Source organism: Colwellia piezophila ATCC BAA-637 (genome assembly GCF_000378625.1).
Taxonomy (GTDB): Bacteria; Pseudomonadota; Gammaproteobacteria; order Enterobacterales; family Alteromonadaceae; genus Colwellia; species Colwellia piezophila.
This window is the reverse complement of the sequence record NZ_KB905160.1, coordinates 215,284-232,039: the sequence shown is the minus strand read 5'-3', so window position 1 is coordinate 232,039 and position 16,756 is coordinate 215,284. Positions and strand designations below refer to the sequence as shown.

Sequence of the window (16,756 nt, the reverse complement as noted above, 5' to 3'; positions counted from 1 at the left end):
ACCTTGTGAATTTTTTTCTTAACAATCTAAGCTGTTGTTTTTACTTAAACATCAAGCATTCATTATCCAGAGTTCAGGTTAGTTAATAACTTAATAAATTCAATAACTAATGAATTTCTTTGATTTCACTGACTTTCAATTATTAATTAAATACGTTACTGTACATCCGCTCAATTATATAAATAATTAAAATATATTTATAATTTCACCTTAAAGAAATAGGAAAAGAAGTATGTCTCAAGCAAGTGCACGCCACCTTTTAGTGGATACAGAAGAACAATGTTTAGCCTTAAAGGCAGAAATTGAAGCCGGTAAAGACTTTACTGAAGTAGCTAAAGAGCATTCTAACTGTCCGTCAAAAGCCCAAGGTGGTGATTTAGGTAGTTTTGGTCCAGGCCAAATGGTTCCTGAATTTGATAAAGTAGTGTTTTCAGCGCCTTTAAATACAGTACAAGGGCCAGTAAAAACTCAGTTTGGTTACCACTTATTAGAAGTGACTGCACGTAGCTAAACAACCCGTTAAGCGAGGTACGTTAACAGTCCAAGCAAATAAAAAAGCCGCAATTGATTGCGGCTTTTTTGTTGCTGTGTTCTGGAATAGTCTGTTAGGTAACGACTTAGCTAAAAGTTGCCTGCATCATCCAGAAGAATAAAATGGATAAACCAGCACCTATAGGTAAGGTGATAACCCAAGAAACAACAATGTTTCGTACCACGCCTAAGTTAATGGCCGCAATACCGCGGGCCATACCGACACCTAATACAGCACCAACAAGTGTTTGTGTTGTTGAAATAGGTAAACCGGCACCCGATGCGATAACCACAGTACTGGCAGCCGCTAATTCAGCAGCGAAACCACGACTTGGCGTAAGATGAGTGATACCTTGACCAATAGTTGCAATAACTTTATGACCAAACAAGGCAAGACCGGCAACAATACCAAAACCACCTAAAGGTAGAATCCACCAAGCAATCGCTGATTTAGCGGCAATTTCGCCATTATTTTCAACAATACTAACGACGGCGGCTAGTGGCCCAATAGCATTAGCAACATCATTTGAACCGTGAGCAAAAGCCATAGCACAAGCAGTCACGATCATAAGGACGGCGAATACCTTTTCGACATTAGCGTAGTGTGCTTCTTTAGCAAGTGTTTCATCAAACTTTAAGCGGTTGATAAATATTTTACCAATAATCGCAACGATAACAGCAACTATCGCGGCTAAGTAGAAGCCACCCGCACCTTTAATTTCCAAGCTGACAAAGCCCAAGTCAACACTTTCAAGGCCGACATGCTTAAGACCTTTTTTGATAGTAACCAATGATAGAACAAAGCCGGCAAGGAACATGTAAGCAGGAACCCAACGTTTAGCTTGTACTAGGGGTTTGTCTGTATCAAATATAAGCTTTTGGGCACTGTTAAAAATAATAAAAGCGATAACACCGGAGATCAGTGGTGTAATAACCCAGCTACCAACGATACCGAGAACCTTGCCCCACTCTACGGCATCAGGACTTACGCCAACAGCAGCAAAACCAACAATCGCACCGACAATAGAATGAGTAGTAGATACCGGCCAACCTAAAGCTGACGCGATAAGCAACCAAGTAGCAGCGGCAAAAAGAGCAGAGATCATGCCGTAAACAAGCAGTTCAGGGGTTTCAATAAAATAACTGGCATCAATAATGCCTTTACGTATAGTAGATGTTACTTCACCACCGGCAAGGTAAGCACCCGCGAACTCAAATACCATTGCGATAATAATGGCTTGTTTAATTGTTAAGGCTTTTGAACCCACAGAGGTTCCCATTGCATTCGCAACATCATTGGCACCAATACCCCATGCCATGAAGAAGCCAACTACGGCAGCAATGATTACGAAAGTGCCACCTGAGTTAAGTATAATTTCCATCAGTTAAGCCTTATTTTCTAGCAAGAAGAATTTCTAAACGTGCACCTACACGTTCAGCAAGGTCGGCTAAGTCACCAACCCAATCAATAATTTGATATAAGAACATTACATCAACTGGATTCAAATCCTTTTCAATCGCTAATAAGTTTCTACGCAAAATAATTTGCAAGCCATCGGTATCATCTTCGATTGCATCCAATTGGTTGATCATATTCTCGACCAATGCCACTTCACGACCGCGAAAGCCTGTTTCTAATAAATCATCTAATTCATTAATCGCTTCAGCTGCTTTTTCGGTCGCATCAATACAACGCTTAAGATAAACAGAAAATTCAGCTTGTAAGCTTACCGGTACTTCCAGTTCACGTCCTAAGACGCGTCCAGCGATATCTTTTGCTTTATTCGCTATTTTATCTTGTTGAGTAAGCAGTTCAAGTAAGTCAGCCCTATCAACTGGCATAAATAAGCCACCTGGAAGTTCTAGACGTAATTGACGTTTAAGGGTATCCGCATCTTGCTCTAGTTTTGAAAGTTTACGACGAATTATTGCCGCTTCACTCCAGTCTTTTGCAACACATGCATCAAAAAATGGGATAAGTTGTTTAGTACATTTAACAACTATTTGAATATGTTTTTCTAAGGGTTTAATCGGTGATTTTGCAAATACACCTATGATTGTATTTCTGGCCATAATTGTGTTTCCAGTCAGTCTAACTCTCGTCATTGCTATTCGCCGCGGATAGTAACCCATTTAACTTCTAAAGTTAAATGCTAATATTAGCTAAAATGTACCGCTTTAATAGCTAACCGCAACAGGCTAATTACTTTGAAGGTAAGCACCACCAAAGCACTTACCTAATCAATTGAATTTAATGTATTTTAATTATCATTTTGCTTCTAGATTTTTTATATCTTCTGCTGTGCTGTGGCTAACAACCTTACCTTTAACAAAATAAATAATGTATTCACAAAGGTTTTGACAGCGATCACCGATACGCTCTAACGCTCTAGCTGACCAAATAACCGTCATCACTTGTGGGATTGAACGTGGGTCTTCCATCATATAGGTCATCAATTGACGCATTAACGCTTCATATTCACGATTAATTTTCTCATCCATTTGATGAATTTTAATAGCCGCGTCACAATCCATACGGGTAAAAGCATCAAGACTCAGTTGTAAGAACTCTAAAACCCGGCGACCTAAGTTATCTAAATTAACCAATAAGTCTTGCTGCGAGGAAGAAAAGCTTTCTAAGGCAACTTTCGCTATCTTTTGGGCTTCATCGCCGATGCGCTCTAAATCAGAAATAGTCTTTACTATTGCCATGATTAACCGTAAGTCGCCTGCCGCAGGCTGACGCTTAGCAATGATGCGAGTACATTCATTATCAATTCTAACTTCATAGTTGTTAACTTGATAATCATTACTTAATACTTGCTTTGCTAAATCAATATTGCCTTGTTCAACCGATGCCAGTGCATCACTTAATTGCTTTTCTACTAAGCCGCCCATATGCATAACATTATTAATAACGCGCTCTAAGTCTTCATTGAACTGGCCAGAAATATGACGGCCAATTTGTAAATTATCCATGGGATGTCCTTTTATAGGTATGTTCTTGTCTACTTATTGCTAATGCATTAATACTGGAAAATTAACCGTAACGGCCAGTAATATAATCTTCAGTTTTCTTTTTTTGCGGGGTAGTAAATAAAGTGTTGGTATCACTGTATTCGATTAAATCACCCATATACATAAATGCCGTTTGATCAGACACCCGTGCTGCCTGTTGCATATTATGCGTAACAATGACCACTGTAAATTGCTTTTTAAGATCATTGATTAACTCTTCAATGGTCAAGGTTGAAATAGGATCCAATGCAGAAGTTGGCTCATCTAGCAGTAGTACTTCAGGCTGAATAGCGATAGCACGAGCAATCACCAAACGCTGTTGTTGTCCGCCAGATAGGCCTAGAGCGCTTTCATGCAATCTATCTTTTACTTCATTCCAAAGTGCTGCGCTACGTAATGACTTTTCAGCGGCGTCATCTAGACGTCGACGGTTATTCTCACCCATAATACGTAAACCATAGACAACATTTTCATAAATGGTTTTCGGAAAGGGATTAGGACGTTGAAATACCATACCCACTTTGCGTCTTAACTCGGCAACATCAACATGTTTGTTATAGATGTTATTACCATGTAGGTTAATTTCACCACTAATATGACAATCATCAACCAAATCATTCATACGGTTAATACAACGTAATAAGGTTGATTTACCGCAACCACTTGGTCCAATAAACGCAGTTACCTGCCCCTTAGGAATTGACATGGTTATATTGTTGAGCGCCTGTTTTTTACCATAGTATAAATTTAGCTTATTAATATCTAAGGCAACTTGTTCAGGTGCTAAGTTATTTAGATCCAACTTGCTTGCAAGTGATGGGTCTGAGCCAGTAGCTAATGCTCTTGGGCTGATAGAAATCATAATAGGTATTCTCTAATTACTTGTCATTAATCGTATTAAGTTATGTCAATTTAGTAATTTAACATTACTCATAGTAAATTGTTATTTGTGCAAGCTAGTGCTCTAACATCTTATATTTCTCACGCAATCTATTACGGATAGAAACAGCCGTCATATTCAAGGTAACAATGATAGTGACTAAGAGTAAAGCGGTTGCAAACACTAGCGGTCTTGCGGCTTCAACATTCGGGCTTTGGAAACCAACATCATAAATATGAAAGCCTAAATGCATAAACTTTCTATCTAGATGTAAGTAGGGAAAGTTTCCATCTAAAGGTAAATTAGGAGCCATTTTAACAACGCCAACTAACATCAATGGAGCTACCTCGCCTGCGGCTCTAGCAATAGCTAAAATAATCCCCGTCATAATGGCGGGACTGGCGATTGGTAATATAATACGCCATAACGTTTCGGCTTTGGTTGCACCTAACGCGAGTGAGCCAAAGCGCATCTCTGATGGAATACGTGACAAGCCTTCTTCAGTTGACACGATTACCACAGGTAAAGTCAATATGGCTAACGTTAACGACGACCATAAAACCCCTGGAGTACCAAATGTTGGACTTGGCAGGTTTTCTGAATAAAACAACTGGTCGAGTGAGCCACCCACCATATAAACAAAGAAACCTAAACCAAATACCCCGTAAACAATAGAGGGCACACCTGCTAAGTTAATAACGGAAATACGTAATAGCTTAGTAAACGCATTTTTACCCGCATACTCATGAAGATAAATAGCAGCGACTACGCCCAAAGGAGAAACGATAACCGTCATTAATAGCACCATAAGCACGGTGCCAAAGATAGCCGGGAATACGCCACCTTCAGTATTCGCTTCGCGCGGATCTTCAATAAGAAAATAGCCTATTTGGCTAAAAAACATAGCCGTTTTCTCTACTATGCTAAGTTGATTATTAAAAGTCACCTTAAGAATATATTCAAAGTTTATCGTGACTAATTGACCATCCATAGCACGCATAACAATGTGGTCACGCGAGATGGCTTGGCGATAACCCATCAATTCTTGCTCTAATATTATATAGCTTTGATTTAATGTCGCTACTTCACTATCGATTTGTGCTTTAAGCTCAGCTGTCAGCTTATCTTGAAATTTATATTTACGCGTTTTTAGACGTAAGCGTTCTAACTGATAGTTTATCGCACCGATATCAGATTTTTGTAGCTCATCAATCTTATCTTGAAAATTATCCACACGGGTTAATAGTTTATCTAACTGATTTGAATCGACTTCATTACCATCGACAACAACACTTTCAATATAACCATAGAAATTACCATTAGTTCGACGTTCAACAGACACTAGGTCCTTAGGGGTTTGTGTCTTTTGGATGTAATGACTTAACAACCAACGAAAATCCAAACTAACCAACTCTCGGTTACCTGTTTTGATTAATAGGCGTTCTAATACTTCTTGTTCTGGGTCTAGCACTAAATTCAAATGCGCTAATTGGCTTACCGGAATTTCCTCTCGGTTATATATTTCACCAATCACAACACTCTTAGCGCCATGTTTATCAATAAGATCAAATTGATATAGCTCACTTGGCCAAAAGTATGACAAACCTCGTGATGCGATAAGCCATAACAAGCCTAACACTGAAATTAAACTGATACTTACGCCACCGGCCGATAGCCAGATCCAGGGGGAGCCTGATTTAAACCACTTATTCATAAAGGAACTCTTATTTAGTAAGTAACTATTATCTTGTCGCTAGAGCGCTCAATTAATGCATCAAAAGTACTCATTGATAGTCATCAACTCCGTGCTTTTTCTTTTAAATTGAGCGTTCTAGCTTAAAGCTGAATAGCTACTATTTCTTAAAATTGCTTGCTGTTTCTAAAAACCAAAATGACATCTGCTACATTGAACTGTATTTTTCTCGTAAGCGTTGGCGAACAAACTCGGCTGCTGTATTGAAAATAAAGGTGAATATAAAGAGTACAAAGGCTGCTAAAAATAATATTCGATAATGGGTACTGCCCACTTCTGACTCTGGCATTTCTACCGCAATATTTGCCGCCAGTGTTCTCATGCCCTGGAAAATGCTCCAATCTAAAATTGGCGTATTACCCGTTGCCATCAACACAATCATAGTTTCACCAACCGCGCGGCCAAGGCCCATCATAACCGCGGAGAATATCCCAGGACTTGCGGTCAACAGTACTACCCCTATTAAGGTTTGCCACTGGGTTGCACCCAGTGCTAATGAACCACTGGTTAGGTGCCCTGGTACACTGAAGATTGCATCTTCAGCCATAGTGAATATGGTCGGGATAACCGCAAAGCCCATGGCAATACCGACAACTAAGGCGTTACGTTGATCAAAGTTTATGCCCAGATCATTGGTTAAGTATTGGCGCATATCACCTCCAAACATGACATCTTCAAGCACTGGCGATAAGGAAAACGCTATATAAGTTGCTAATATAATGACCGGTATCAATAATAATGGCGCTAAGGTTTCAGGTAGTTTGTTTTTCCAATAATTTGGCAGCTTATGCCAAGCGAATGCCGTTAATAAAGTAGCCAAAGGGATGAAAAAACAGAGTAAAAATATTGCTGGCAAATACTCTTCCATTATCGGCGCAAGCCATAACCCCGCTAAAAAGCCCAAAATAACGGTAGGTAATGCTTCCATCATTTCAATAGTAGGCTTCACCTTTTTTCGCATGCCTGCTGTCATAAAATATGCGGTATAGATGGCAGCCGTTAGTGCAATAGGCACAGCGAATAGCATGGCATAGAAAGCCGCTTTCATGGTACCAAAAGAGATTGGCACTAGAGAGAATTTACCTTCGAAATCATCAGAGCCAGAAGTTGATTGCCAAATATAATCAGGCTCTGGGTAACCTTCATACCAAACTTCTTGCCATAGCGCTTGCCAAGTTACTTCTGGATGCTCGTTATGAACAGTAAAGGTTTGTATTTTTAAGCTACTGGGAGTAGCTGAACTATCATCAATGATAATCAAACCATTAGCTCGTGGTGATATTGCTAGGGCTGCAGGTTGACTAGTCGTCAACTGCCCTTGCCATAGATGTGCTGAACTGGTGGTATAAAAAGCATTCACTAGACCACTAGCTGTCATAGTGTAAAAGCTTTTCCTAAACTGCTCAGGATAAATAGCCGTTATCGCTTTTGAAACTTTACCGTTAGCCCCATCATTAGAGAGGTCATTAGCTATAAAGGTTCTTATTTGTTTAAACTCACGACCCGAATCGGTGGCGACTTCAAACCATTGACTCACTTGCCCGCTACTATCGCCCAGTAAAACTGAACTACTACCCGAAAGAAGCGCCATTGAAGTCAGGTATGTTTCACTATTTTTTAATTTTGGAGTAATTGTTGCTTTAAGGCTGAAATCGTCATCAGATAGTGAATAAACAAACACCGTTGAGCCGCTGCGAACAAAAGCCATACTGGCATCAGGTGTTACTTGTACTTCATCAACGCCCCCCCCGCTAAAGTCTATCTGTTGATAATTTATTTCATACTCAACAACAAAGTCTTCGCTGGTTGAACTAAAGTCGTCTTCAGCAAGAAACGTTGTTTTGATTAAGCGTTTATCTTCAGTAAAAGCGACAAAGACTGCTTTTTCATCATCCATCGCAAAAGCGAGTTTTGTTAACAACTGCTGCTGTTCGTCAATGACTAGTGATTTTTTGCCTAAAGGATAATTAACTTGGGCAATTATTTCACGGCTGTCTACCGTATATTTAGCATAAAAGCTTGGCTGAATGAGTAAAGTTTTAGCACTGGCCGTATGAAGTAATTTATGACCAGAAAAAGAGTTAGCAAGGCTAATTATTTTTTCTTGGCTAAAATCATCACTCCCAAATAAAGACGTCGAAACTGATTTATCACCAATAGAGAACTGCTTATCAGCTTGCTCTGTACTAGCGACTAAATGATAAAAGTCAATCTGACCGGTATCACTAATTTGATATGCCAACTCTTGTAACTCATCGACACCCGTAGCTAATATGCGAGTATCAGTGGGTAAATCAATGCTAATACTCACTGCTGGCTCTATTTGAGCCGAATCAAAAACAGGTTTAACGACGTAAAGTAAATATAAAAAAATCAGTACCAGGGTAAATAATACGCTAATACCCCCTAAGGTTATTAACCATTTTGCCAATGAATTTTTGATACCCCGGCTACGGGATGAACTAATAAGAGTTACCACTAAAATTAACCTTTTAAGTAATAAACAAGCAACAAGCGTGTTTATTATTACGACTAGGATGAATTAATAGCGCGAAGTATAAGTCAGTTATGTGACAGTTATATTACAGCTCTATGTTACAGAAATAAAAAAGCAGTACCTCAACTGGGGTACTGCTTTTAATATTGCCTAGTCACTATTTACCAAACGGTCTGATATTAGCTTAGCATGTTGTGCTAAAAGGAATTTTCCCTTGTTAACCCTGCGAGTTTACAAAGTTAATATACCAAGGCATCGCTTTATCTATGCCCTGTTGAATTTTAAACTCTGGGGCAAAACCAATTAAAGATTTTGCTTTTGAAATATCCGCTTGGGAATGCCTAACATCACCGGCTCGAAAATCCTGATAAGTTGGCGATTTTCTATACTCGACACCATTGGCTTGCAGTGCGGTTTTCAAGCTTTCAAATAGGGTGTTGAGGCTTGTTTTATCACCTAAGGCAATATTGTACACTTGGTTTTTACCGGCATCATTTGCTGTCGCGGCTAAAATATTAGCTTGCACGACATTTTCAATAAAACAGAAATCTCGGCTAGTTTCGCCGTCGCCATTAATAAGTACGTCTTCATTGGCTATCATCGCTGCGGTCCACTTAGGGATCACCGCAGCATAAGCGCCATCGGGGTCTTGCCTTTTACCAAAGACATTAAAGTAACGTAAGCCGGTGCAGTTTAAGCCGTATGTTTTGTGAAATACATCCGCATATAACTCATTGACGTACTTAGTTACTGCATAAGGAGATAACGGTTTTCCGATAGTCTCTTCCACTTTAGGCAAAGCCGGGTGGTCACCATACGTTGAGCTAGAGGCAGCATAAACAAAGCTTTTTACTTGTGTTTCCTTAGCTGCCGTCAACATGGTTAAAAAGCCAGTGATATTTGCCGAGTTTGTTAATAACGGATCGGCAATTGAACGTGGTACTGAGCCAAGTGCGGCTTGATGAAGAATATAATCAACCCCCGTATCATGGTGGTTTAAAGCGGTTTGGCAATCGCCCAATTGACGGATATCACCTTTAACAAAATGGAAATTCTGCCACTGCTGCTTGGTAACCTGTGTTTGAACTTCATCAAGGTTATGCTGGTGACCGCTAGCAAAATTATCTAACCCCACTACCTTCTGGTTTAATAACAGCAAGGTTTCTAACAAGTTTGACCCGATGAATCCGGCGCAGCCTGTAATAAGCCAGGTTTTTGGTGACTTGAGTAGTACTTGTTTGATGGTTTGAAATTGAGTCATTTTCTGTTCCTTCTTTGGAAAGCCCATTAATTAATAAACATTTGCTTAAAAAAAACCTTTAGCTGAATATCAGTTAAAGGTATTTTATCGCATAGTTTCTTTTAACGATCATTAAATTTTTACAAGCGAATATCTGCTAACTCTTTATCAAGCATATATTTAAGATCATATATTACATGATTTTTTTTCATCATAGCTTTAATCTCATCGGCAGATAAAGCTTTAAATTGATGGTGTGCTACCGCAAAAATGACCGCATCATAGTGACCCTGTTTTGGTGTGGAAATGAGATCAATGTCATATTCCTTTTTTGCTTGCTTTGGATCTACCCAAGGGTCGAAAACATCGACGTTAGCATCGAACTCTTTCAATTCAGACACGATATCAATAATTCTAGTATTGCGAACATCAGGGCAATTCTCTTTAAAGGTTAACCCCATCACTAATACATTCGCGCCATTGACCGGTAACTTCCTTTTCAACATAGTTTTCACTAGTTGAGAAACAACATACTCGCCCATAGAATCATTAATACGACGACCTGCTAGGATAACCTCTGGGTTATAGCCAATCGCTTGTGCTTTGTGAGTAAGATAGTAAGGGTCAACACCTATACAGTGACCGCCAACGAGTCCGGGTCTAAAGGGTAAAAAGTTCCATTTAGTACCGGCGGCTTTTAATACTTCTTCGGTATCAATATTTAGTTTATTGAAAATAACAGCGAGTTCGTTGATCAAAGCAATGTTTAAATCTCGCTGGGTGTTTTCAATCACTTTTGCCGCTTCTGCTACTTGGATACTGGAAGCTTTATACGTACCTGCGGTGATAATTGATTTGTATAAGCTATCAATAAAATCAGCGATTTCAGGGGTAGAGCCCGAAGTCACTTTCAAGATATTAGTAACTCTATGTTCTTTGTCTCCGGGATTAATACGCTCAGGGCTATAACCGGCAAAAAAGTCTTGGTTAAAAACCAACTGACAATTGCGTTCAATCTCAGGCAAGCAAACCTCTTCGGTCGCCCCTGGGTATACCGTTGATTCATAAATAACGATATCGCCTTTATTAATCACTTTAGCTAGCATAGCGCTGGCTTTTACAAGCGGGGTTAAATCAGGCTGTTTGTGCTGATCAATAGGCGTTGGCACAGTGACAATATAGACATTACATGCTTTTAAATCGTCAACATTAGCAGAATATGAAATGAAGGCTGAATCGGCTAACTCATCACTTGATACTTCTAAAGTGAAATCCTGGCCTTGTTTTAACTGCTCGATACGCTTGGTATTAATATCAAAACCTACGGTTGGATATTTTTTACCGAACTCTACCGCCAAGGGTAACCCTACATAACCTAGGCCAATTATACCTAAACTTACGTTTTTTAATTCATACAACATACTCGGTCCATTTAATGTTTTGTTAGTATTTTATTACGTGCTAGGCATTAAAACCTAGCCGTATTGATTTAATTAAACATCTCGATTCAGCTAGATACCACTGATAGCGGCTAAGGCCACTGCTGAGTTATAAATAATGGTAGTAACACTACTCCATAACGCTAGGTTATTCATATATTCTGCATCAAGTGGTACCACGATAGTATCGCCAGGTTTCAAATTATCACCGGCGTCGCTGGTAAACCAATTGCCACTGTCCATCATTTTAATACTACCATTGGCAGAAATAATATAGATCCGGTCTTCATCGGCACGTTTTTTACTGCCGCCACTTTGTGCTAAATAGTCTTCTGCCGATAAACTCACGTCATACATGTGTGATGAGGTTACTTGTACTTGACCGACAACATTAATAGAATTTTTCTTAGTGGGTACGTAAAGTACATCGCCACCTTCCAAGAGAACATCATAATATTTATCGCTCAGTACTTTAGGTAAATCTAGTACTAAGCGGCCAACGGGCTGAACATTGGCCATATCCGCTAACATCTGCTGTACTTCAGCATAATCTTGTGAGTAGTTTTGGTCTGTCATAGATTTTGACGCCATCTCGATGCGGAGATCAGCGGTCAACTTCAATAAGTTCTGTTGCTCAATCTCACGTAGCTGCACCCGAGTAAAAACAGAACCCTCTTGATGAGCAAATTGGGTAAAACCACCGGCCTTAGTAATTAAGTCAGCTAAACTTTCGCCGCGGCGTACCGTGTACTTACCTGGAAAGACAAACTCACCTCTAAGTTCAATGACATTATTTTCACTCCACGCCGGAATTTGATGGATATTGAGTCGATCTTTTGAGCTTAATAAAACATTATCTTGTTCTTCACCCGCTAGCGCTGCACCTAAGTTCACAGTAATAGAGGTTTGCTGCGCCATATGATTGACGATTCTATTACGGGTCACTTCAGCGCGTACTACATAGGCTGATTCCGTTAAGCCACCGGCAGCAGCAACTAAATCAGCAACACGGGCATCTTTAGCCAGTGGGTAAAACCCTGGGAATTTCACTTCACCATCAGCTTCAACCAATAATATCGGCTGTCCTGATTTACCTTGGCGCTTTAACTGTTCAATAATTGGCCATAACAAACGTTGACGCGAGAAAAGTGTTAATTCTTTAAGGTTAACTTCTTCTTCTAATTCGCCGCCACTAAATTGCGCGATAGATTGTTCGATGCGTTTAGCCGCAGCTTCCTCTTCACTATCAAGTAGGGCGACTTGTTCACTATCCCCATACTTTAACCAAAATTGTTTTTCTTTATACTTCTCTTTCGCCAACTGTTGCTCTTTTTTCGCAAGATTTTCTTGAGTAAAGGCCAAAGAATCTAAACTAATTTTACTCTGTGCTAATTTGACAATGCTCGCAAACACTAAGATTTTATCATTACCCTCTAAGAGCAAGTTATCTTTTGAATTTGGCGAGGTGATCGCTTTACTTAAATCAAACTGGAGAATTTCTATATTGCGAGCAATATCAACTTCACGCACCACTATCGAGTAATTAAGGTCTGCCGAATGCAATAAATGAGAAGCGATATTAGGGAAAATATCGGTAATGCGTTGCCCTGCTTGCCATTGATACTTGCCTGGGCGTGTTACGGCGCCAATCACAGTGATAGATTTTTCAAACATTTCTGCCGCTTTCATCACATGAACCGCATCTCCTGCGCGTGCTTTTCTGGCTAAATCACGCGTATTAGTTAAATCGATATTAATAACGGTGCGTAAAGCGTGTCTGTTATAGCGTTCAACGCGAGTGGTTTTTGCGAATGCTGTCGGTAACAGGCCACCGGACATTGCTAGAATATCTTTAAAGTTCGCATTCTCAATTAATTCATAAATAGCAGGACGTCGAACTTCACCCTCAACACTAATCGTATGACCTTTAGGCGCAACAAAAACGACATCGCCCGATTGTAATAATACATCACCACTGGAGTCACCATTGATCAGTAGGTCATATAAATCTAAAGTGCTCACTAATTTACCGGCACGTTTCAGTTGGATATTACGCAAACTACCAATATCACTAATACCGCCAGCAGCAAAAATAGCATGGGTAATGCTTGATAAAGAACTTAAGGTATAAGGTCCCGGTTTAAAAGCGTCCCCTAAGACAAAAATACGCATAGAGCGCAATTTGGCTATACCAACAACAACATCAACTCCGATAATTTTCTCTTTAACTCGTGCAGTGATTAAACGTTTCATTTCAGCAAACGATAAGCCCGCAACAGTAAACGGCCCGAGTGATGGCAGCACTACCTGACCTTCACGATTGACAGTTAGTTCAAGCTCTTTAGTCTCTTTTCCAAAAACTTGAATGGAAATTTGATCTCCTGCGCCAATAACGTATTCAGCCGGAATGGCAATATCCATCATCGGGGCAAAAGTTTGTGGCGCATTGGCAAAAACATCATAGCCAAACGGTTTTAGTTCATCACTGTCTTCAAGCTCGGCTAGTTCTTCTTCCTCATCAAAAATAGGATTACCTTGCGCGTCAAATATAGTGCCACGGGGGAAGTTTTCTGTGTTTTGTTGCTCTTTACTTGAACTACCGCCTGACAATTGACCTTTAAGACTACTGATGTCAACCCCCATTTGCTTCGCAAGGGCTTCTTGCTGCGCCGGCGGTAGCTTTTTAAATTGCTCAATTTGCGCTTGACTCGGTTGCGCGAAAGCCTGTGTTTTAAAGGATAGGCTTGCTAAAGAAAAAATTAATACCAACATAGCCGGTACAAAAAGGCTTAAGGTATTAGTATGATGATTTTTTAAAAATTGTTTTGTAGCGGTTATCATTTTAACAAAGAATTCCTATAAAACTTGTGCGGTAGTACACTTAACAAAGAACTGTCGTCTATCCCTGAATAAGATTAACAGCCTCAGCTTAGTCATTAAATTTAGTGACGTTGAAGTTTACCAGTATATAGGTAGGCAAACAATACGTTAGCTTAACATCCCCGTTCGCCTAGTATATATTGACATCTAGCAAAAGGGCTAAAACAAAAGCCATTGTGTTCTGCACTAGGAAACTTTTCTCTACGGCTTCCAAAGCACAGTAAACACGGATTTATAACAAAGCTTGCCTTTATTAGTGCACACAGGTATAACTCCCCCTTTACTGAAAAAAATCAACATAAAATGTTACAGTAAAAACTAACGTAATGATTATAAAAATTAAAATCTAGGATAATTATATGACTCAACCTAATGCGGGTACGCTGTTTGGCCACCCTAAAGGACTCTTCCTTTTATTTGGTACTGAAATGTGGGAGCGTTTCGGTTATTACGGTATGCGTGCCTTATTGGTATTGTATCTTATTGCCTCAACACAAGACGGTGGTTTTGGCTGGACCAACCAAGAAGCGTTAAGGCTATACGGTTTTTTCACCATGGCAGTTTATTTAACACCAGTTATCGGTGGTTGGTTAGCCGATAACTATATCGGCCAGCGTAAAGCTATTATTTGGGGTGGCCTTATTTTTTCCCTGGGCTACTTTACCTTAGGTATTCCTAAGTCGATGATTGTCGGCATGGAAGAAACGGTATTTTATCTTGGTTTAGCACTTATCATTATTGGTAATGGTTTATTTAAAGCCAATGTATCAAGTTTAGTCGGTGAGCTTTATGAAGAAGGCGATCACAGACGTGACGGCGCTTTCACTATTTTCTATATGGGTATTAACTTAGGTGCTTTCTTAGCACCTATTACTGTTGGTGTTCTTGGCGAAACCGTTAACTGGCATTACGGCTTTATCTTAGCCGGTTGTGGTATGTTAATTGGTTTAACGTTGCAACTTACCCTAGCGAATAAATATTTAGGTGACATAGGTGTCGAGCCATCAGCTAAACGCACTAAAGGTGAGCAAAAAGCAGATGCACCGTTAACCCCTCAAGATATCGACCGCATGAAAGTTATTTTAATTATGAGCATGTTCTCGGTAATTTTCTGGGCGGGGTTTGAACAAGCTGGTGGTTTATTTACCATTTATGCTTCTGACTTCACCGACCGTACTATCTTTGGTTTTGAAATTGCAGCTTCATCATTTCAATCATTGAATGCCATGTTCATTATTATGTTAGCGCCTTTTGTTGCCTCTACTTGGGTTAAAATGGGCTCAAACGAGCCAACTTCACCGAAGAAATTTGCTCTGGCGATGTTATTTTTAGCACTAGGTTTCTTCGTGATGTTATGAGCTACCATGGTTCAAGGCGGCGATGTTGCAGTGAAAGTAAGCATGTTGTTCTTAGTATTCGCTTACCTTTTCCATACCTTAGGTGAGTTATGTTTATCACCGATTGGTTTGTCTATGGTAACTAAATTAGCACCACTTAAATTTACCTCTCTATTAATGGGTATTTGGTTCTTCTTTACCGCCTTATCAAACTGGTTAGCTGCATTTATTGGCTCATTTGTTGGTGAAGGTGAAGAGATGGTCAATAATGCCGCAAATATCTTTCTGGGTGTTGGTATTGGTGCTTTAATTACCGGTGTTATCATCTACCTTTCAGCAGGTAAATTAGTTGAATGGATGCATGGTGCTGAAGGTGAGAGTAGCCATGATTTAGAAGCTAAGATTGAAGAAGAAATTTCAGTAACCGGTACGCACGAAGGTATTTCTGAAACACACAGATAATTCGTAAGAGTTACAAGTTACAAAAATAGTATTAAGCTGGGTGAGTAATCATCCAGCTTTTTTTATAAATAAAATCCGAAGAAACCAGCCTCATGAATAAGCGCGTACAAATTAGAACAGCGGTTCGCCAACAACGCCAACAGCTTTCAAATGAAGAGCAACGACAAGCCAGCATGCGACTTAAAGAACACCTCATTAGCCATAAAAAAATAATAAATGCCCAACGCATCGCCCTGTATTTAGCCAATGATTCAGAGCTTGATACCATGAGTTTTATTCATTGGTGTTGGCAACAAGGTAAAGAAGTCTATCTGCCGGTATTGCACCCTTTTTGTCTCGGTCACCTATTATTTTTACGCTATGAAAAAAACACCTCAATGGCAGAAAATATGTTCGGCATTCTAGAGCCAAAACTCGATGTCACCAAAGTTTGCCCATTAGCTGAGCTTGATATAATTTGCGCTCCGCTAGTCGCTTTTGATAATACCGGCGCGAGGTTAGGAATGGGAGGCGGATTTTATGACCGAAGCCTGGCTCACTGGCAACAAACCAAGCTTTACCCGATTGGGCTTGCCCATGACTGTCAGCTAGTCGAATGTATCCCCATAGAGAGTTGGGATATTCCTTTACCGGAAATAATCACACCAAGTAAAAGTTACTTATTCCCCGAGTTATGTCAGCTTGAGAGTTAAAGTGCTATTTTATAAAAGACATCACCA

Annotated in this window: 11 protein-coding genes and 1 pseudogene; 3 read left to right on the top strand and 9 right to left on the bottom strand. The window is 39.8% G+C overall.

Annotated elements, in window-relative coordinates; all coding sequences use genetic code 11:
• Nucleotides 1-232: 232 nt before the first annotated feature.
• Nucleotides 233-511 carry a peptidylprolyl isomerase gene (locus F580_RS0101090; protein ID WP_019025850.1) on the top strand — a complete coding sequence of 93 codons (279 nt, stop codon included), beginning with the start codon at nucleotides 233-235 and terminating at the stop codon, nucleotides 509-511.
• Nucleotides 512-617: 106 nt separating this feature from the next.
• On the opposite strand, the gene F580_RS0101085 is transcribed toward F580_RS0101090, so the two are convergent.
• The 9 genes from F580_RS0101085 to F580_RS0101045 form a co-directional block, all read right to left on the bottom strand.
• Nucleotides 618-1,913 carry an inorganic phosphate transporter gene (locus F580_RS0101085; protein WP_019025849.1) on the bottom strand — a complete coding sequence of 432 codons (1,296 nt, stop codon included), beginning with the start codon at nucleotides 1,911-1,913 and terminating at the stop codon, nucleotides 618-620.
• Between the two features lie 10 nt (nucleotides 1,914-1,923).
• A complete protein-coding gene (locus F580_RS0101080; RefSeq protein WP_019025848.1) occupies nucleotides 1,924-2,604 on the bottom strand; it encodes a TIGR00153 family protein in 681 nt (226 codons plus the stop codon).
• A 195-nt stretch (nucleotides 2,605-2,799) separates the two neighbouring features.
• Nucleotides 2,800-3,510 carry a phosphate signaling complex protein PhoU gene (gene phoU / locus F580_RS0101075; RefSeq protein ID WP_019025847.1) on the bottom strand — a complete coding sequence of 237 codons (711 nt, stop codon included), beginning with the start codon at nucleotides 3,508-3,510 and terminating at the stop codon, nucleotides 2,800-2,802.
• Between the two features lie 61 nt (nucleotides 3,511-3,571).
• Nucleotides 3,572-4,411 (bottom strand): phosphate ABC transporter ATP-binding protein PstB, encoded by an 840-nt coding sequence (pstB, locus tag F580_RS0101070; RefSeq protein WP_019025846.1) that lies wholly within the window; start codon nucleotides 4,409-4,411, stop codon nucleotides 3,572-3,574.
• 94 nt (nucleotides 4,412-4,505) lie between these two features.
• Entirely contained in the window at nucleotides 4,506-6,143 is a 1,638-nt protein-coding gene (pstA, locus tag F580_RS0101065; protein ID WP_019025845.1) for a phosphate ABC transporter permease PstA, read from the bottom strand.
• 187 nt (nucleotides 6,144-6,330) lie between these two features.
• The gene (locus tag F580_RS0101060; RefSeq protein ID WP_019025844.1) at nucleotides 6,331-8,661 is read right to left on the bottom strand and encodes a hypothetical protein; all 2,331 of its coding nucleotides are present in this window, start codon (nucleotides 8,659-8,661) and stop codon (nucleotides 6,331-6,333) included.
• Nucleotides 8,662-8,896: 235 nt separating this feature from the next.
• Nucleotides 8,897-9,940, bottom strand: coding sequence for an NAD-dependent epimerase/dehydratase family protein (locus F580_RS0101055; RefSeq protein ID WP_019025843.1), 1,044 nt, complete (start codon nucleotides 9,938-9,940; stop codon nucleotides 8,897-8,899).
• A gap of 119 nt (nucleotides 9,941-10,059) precedes the next feature.
• Nucleotides 10,060-11,340 carry a Vi polysaccharide biosynthesis UDP-N-acetylglucosamine C-6 dehydrogenase TviB gene (tviB, locus tag F580_RS0101050; RefSeq protein ID WP_019025842.1) on the bottom strand — a complete coding sequence of 427 codons (1,281 nt, stop codon included), beginning with the start codon at nucleotides 11,338-11,340 and terminating at the stop codon, nucleotides 10,060-10,062.
• A 90-nt stretch (nucleotides 11,341-11,430) separates the two neighbouring features.
• Nucleotides 11,431-14,199 carry an SLBB domain-containing protein gene (locus F580_RS0101045; protein ID WP_019025841.1) on the bottom strand — a complete coding sequence of 923 codons (2,769 nt, stop codon included), beginning with the start codon at nucleotides 14,197-14,199 and terminating at the stop codon, nucleotides 11,431-11,433.
• A gap of 398 nt (nucleotides 14,200-14,597) precedes the next feature.
• Between F580_RS0101045 and F580_RS23695 the strand changes: the two are divergent.
• Nucleotides 14,598-16,037: pseudogene (locus F580_RS23695) on the top strand (peptide MFS transporter).
• A 92-nt stretch (nucleotides 16,038-16,129) separates the two neighbouring features.
• Complete coding sequence (locus F580_RS0101035; RefSeq protein ID WP_019025838.1) at nucleotides 16,130-16,729, top strand: 5-formyltetrahydrofolate cyclo-ligase; 600 nt, start codon at nucleotides 16,130-16,132, stop codon at nucleotides 16,727-16,729.
• Nucleotides 16,730-16,756 lie beyond the last annotated feature (27 nt).

Bases quoted from the DNA above. Each gene is read 5' to 3' on its own strand.
- F580_RS0101085 (WP_019025849.1), bottom strand. From the start codon at position 1,913: ATGGAAATTATACTTAACTCAGGTGGCACTTTCGTAATCATTGCTGCC.
- F580_RS0101080 (WP_019025848.1), bottom strand. From the start codon at position 2,604: ATGGCCAGAAATACAATCATAGGTGTATTTGCAAAATCACCGATTAAA.
- tviB (WP_019025842.1), bottom strand. From the start codon at position 11,340: ATGTTGTATGAATTAAAAAACGTAAGTTTAGGTATAATTGGCCTAGGT.
- F580_RS0101045 (WP_019025841.1), bottom strand. From the start codon at position 14,199: ATGATAACCGCTACAAAACAATTTTTAAAAAATCATCATACTAATACC.
- F580_RS0101055 (WP_019025843.1), bottom strand. From the start codon at position 9,940: ATGACTCAATTTCAAACCATCAAACAAGTACTACTCAAGTCACCAAAA.
- phoU (WP_019025847.1), bottom strand. From the start codon at position 3,510: ATGGATAATTTACAAATTGGCCGTCATATTTCTGGCCAGTTCAATGAA.
- F580_RS0101035 (WP_019025838.1), top strand. From the start codon at position 16,130: ATGAATAAGCGCGTACAAATTAGAACAGCGGTTCGCCAACAACGCCAA.
- F580_RS0101090 (WP_019025850.1), top strand. From the start codon at position 233: ATGTCTCAAGCAAGTGCACGCCACCTTTTAGTGGATACAGAAGAACAA.
- pstA (WP_019025845.1), bottom strand. From the start codon at position 6,143: ATGAATAAGTGGTTTAAATCAGGCTCCCCCTGGATCTGGCTATCGGCC.
- pstB (WP_019025846.1), bottom strand. From the start codon at position 4,411: ATGATTTCTATCAGCCCAAGAGCATTAGCTACTGGCTCAGACCCATCA.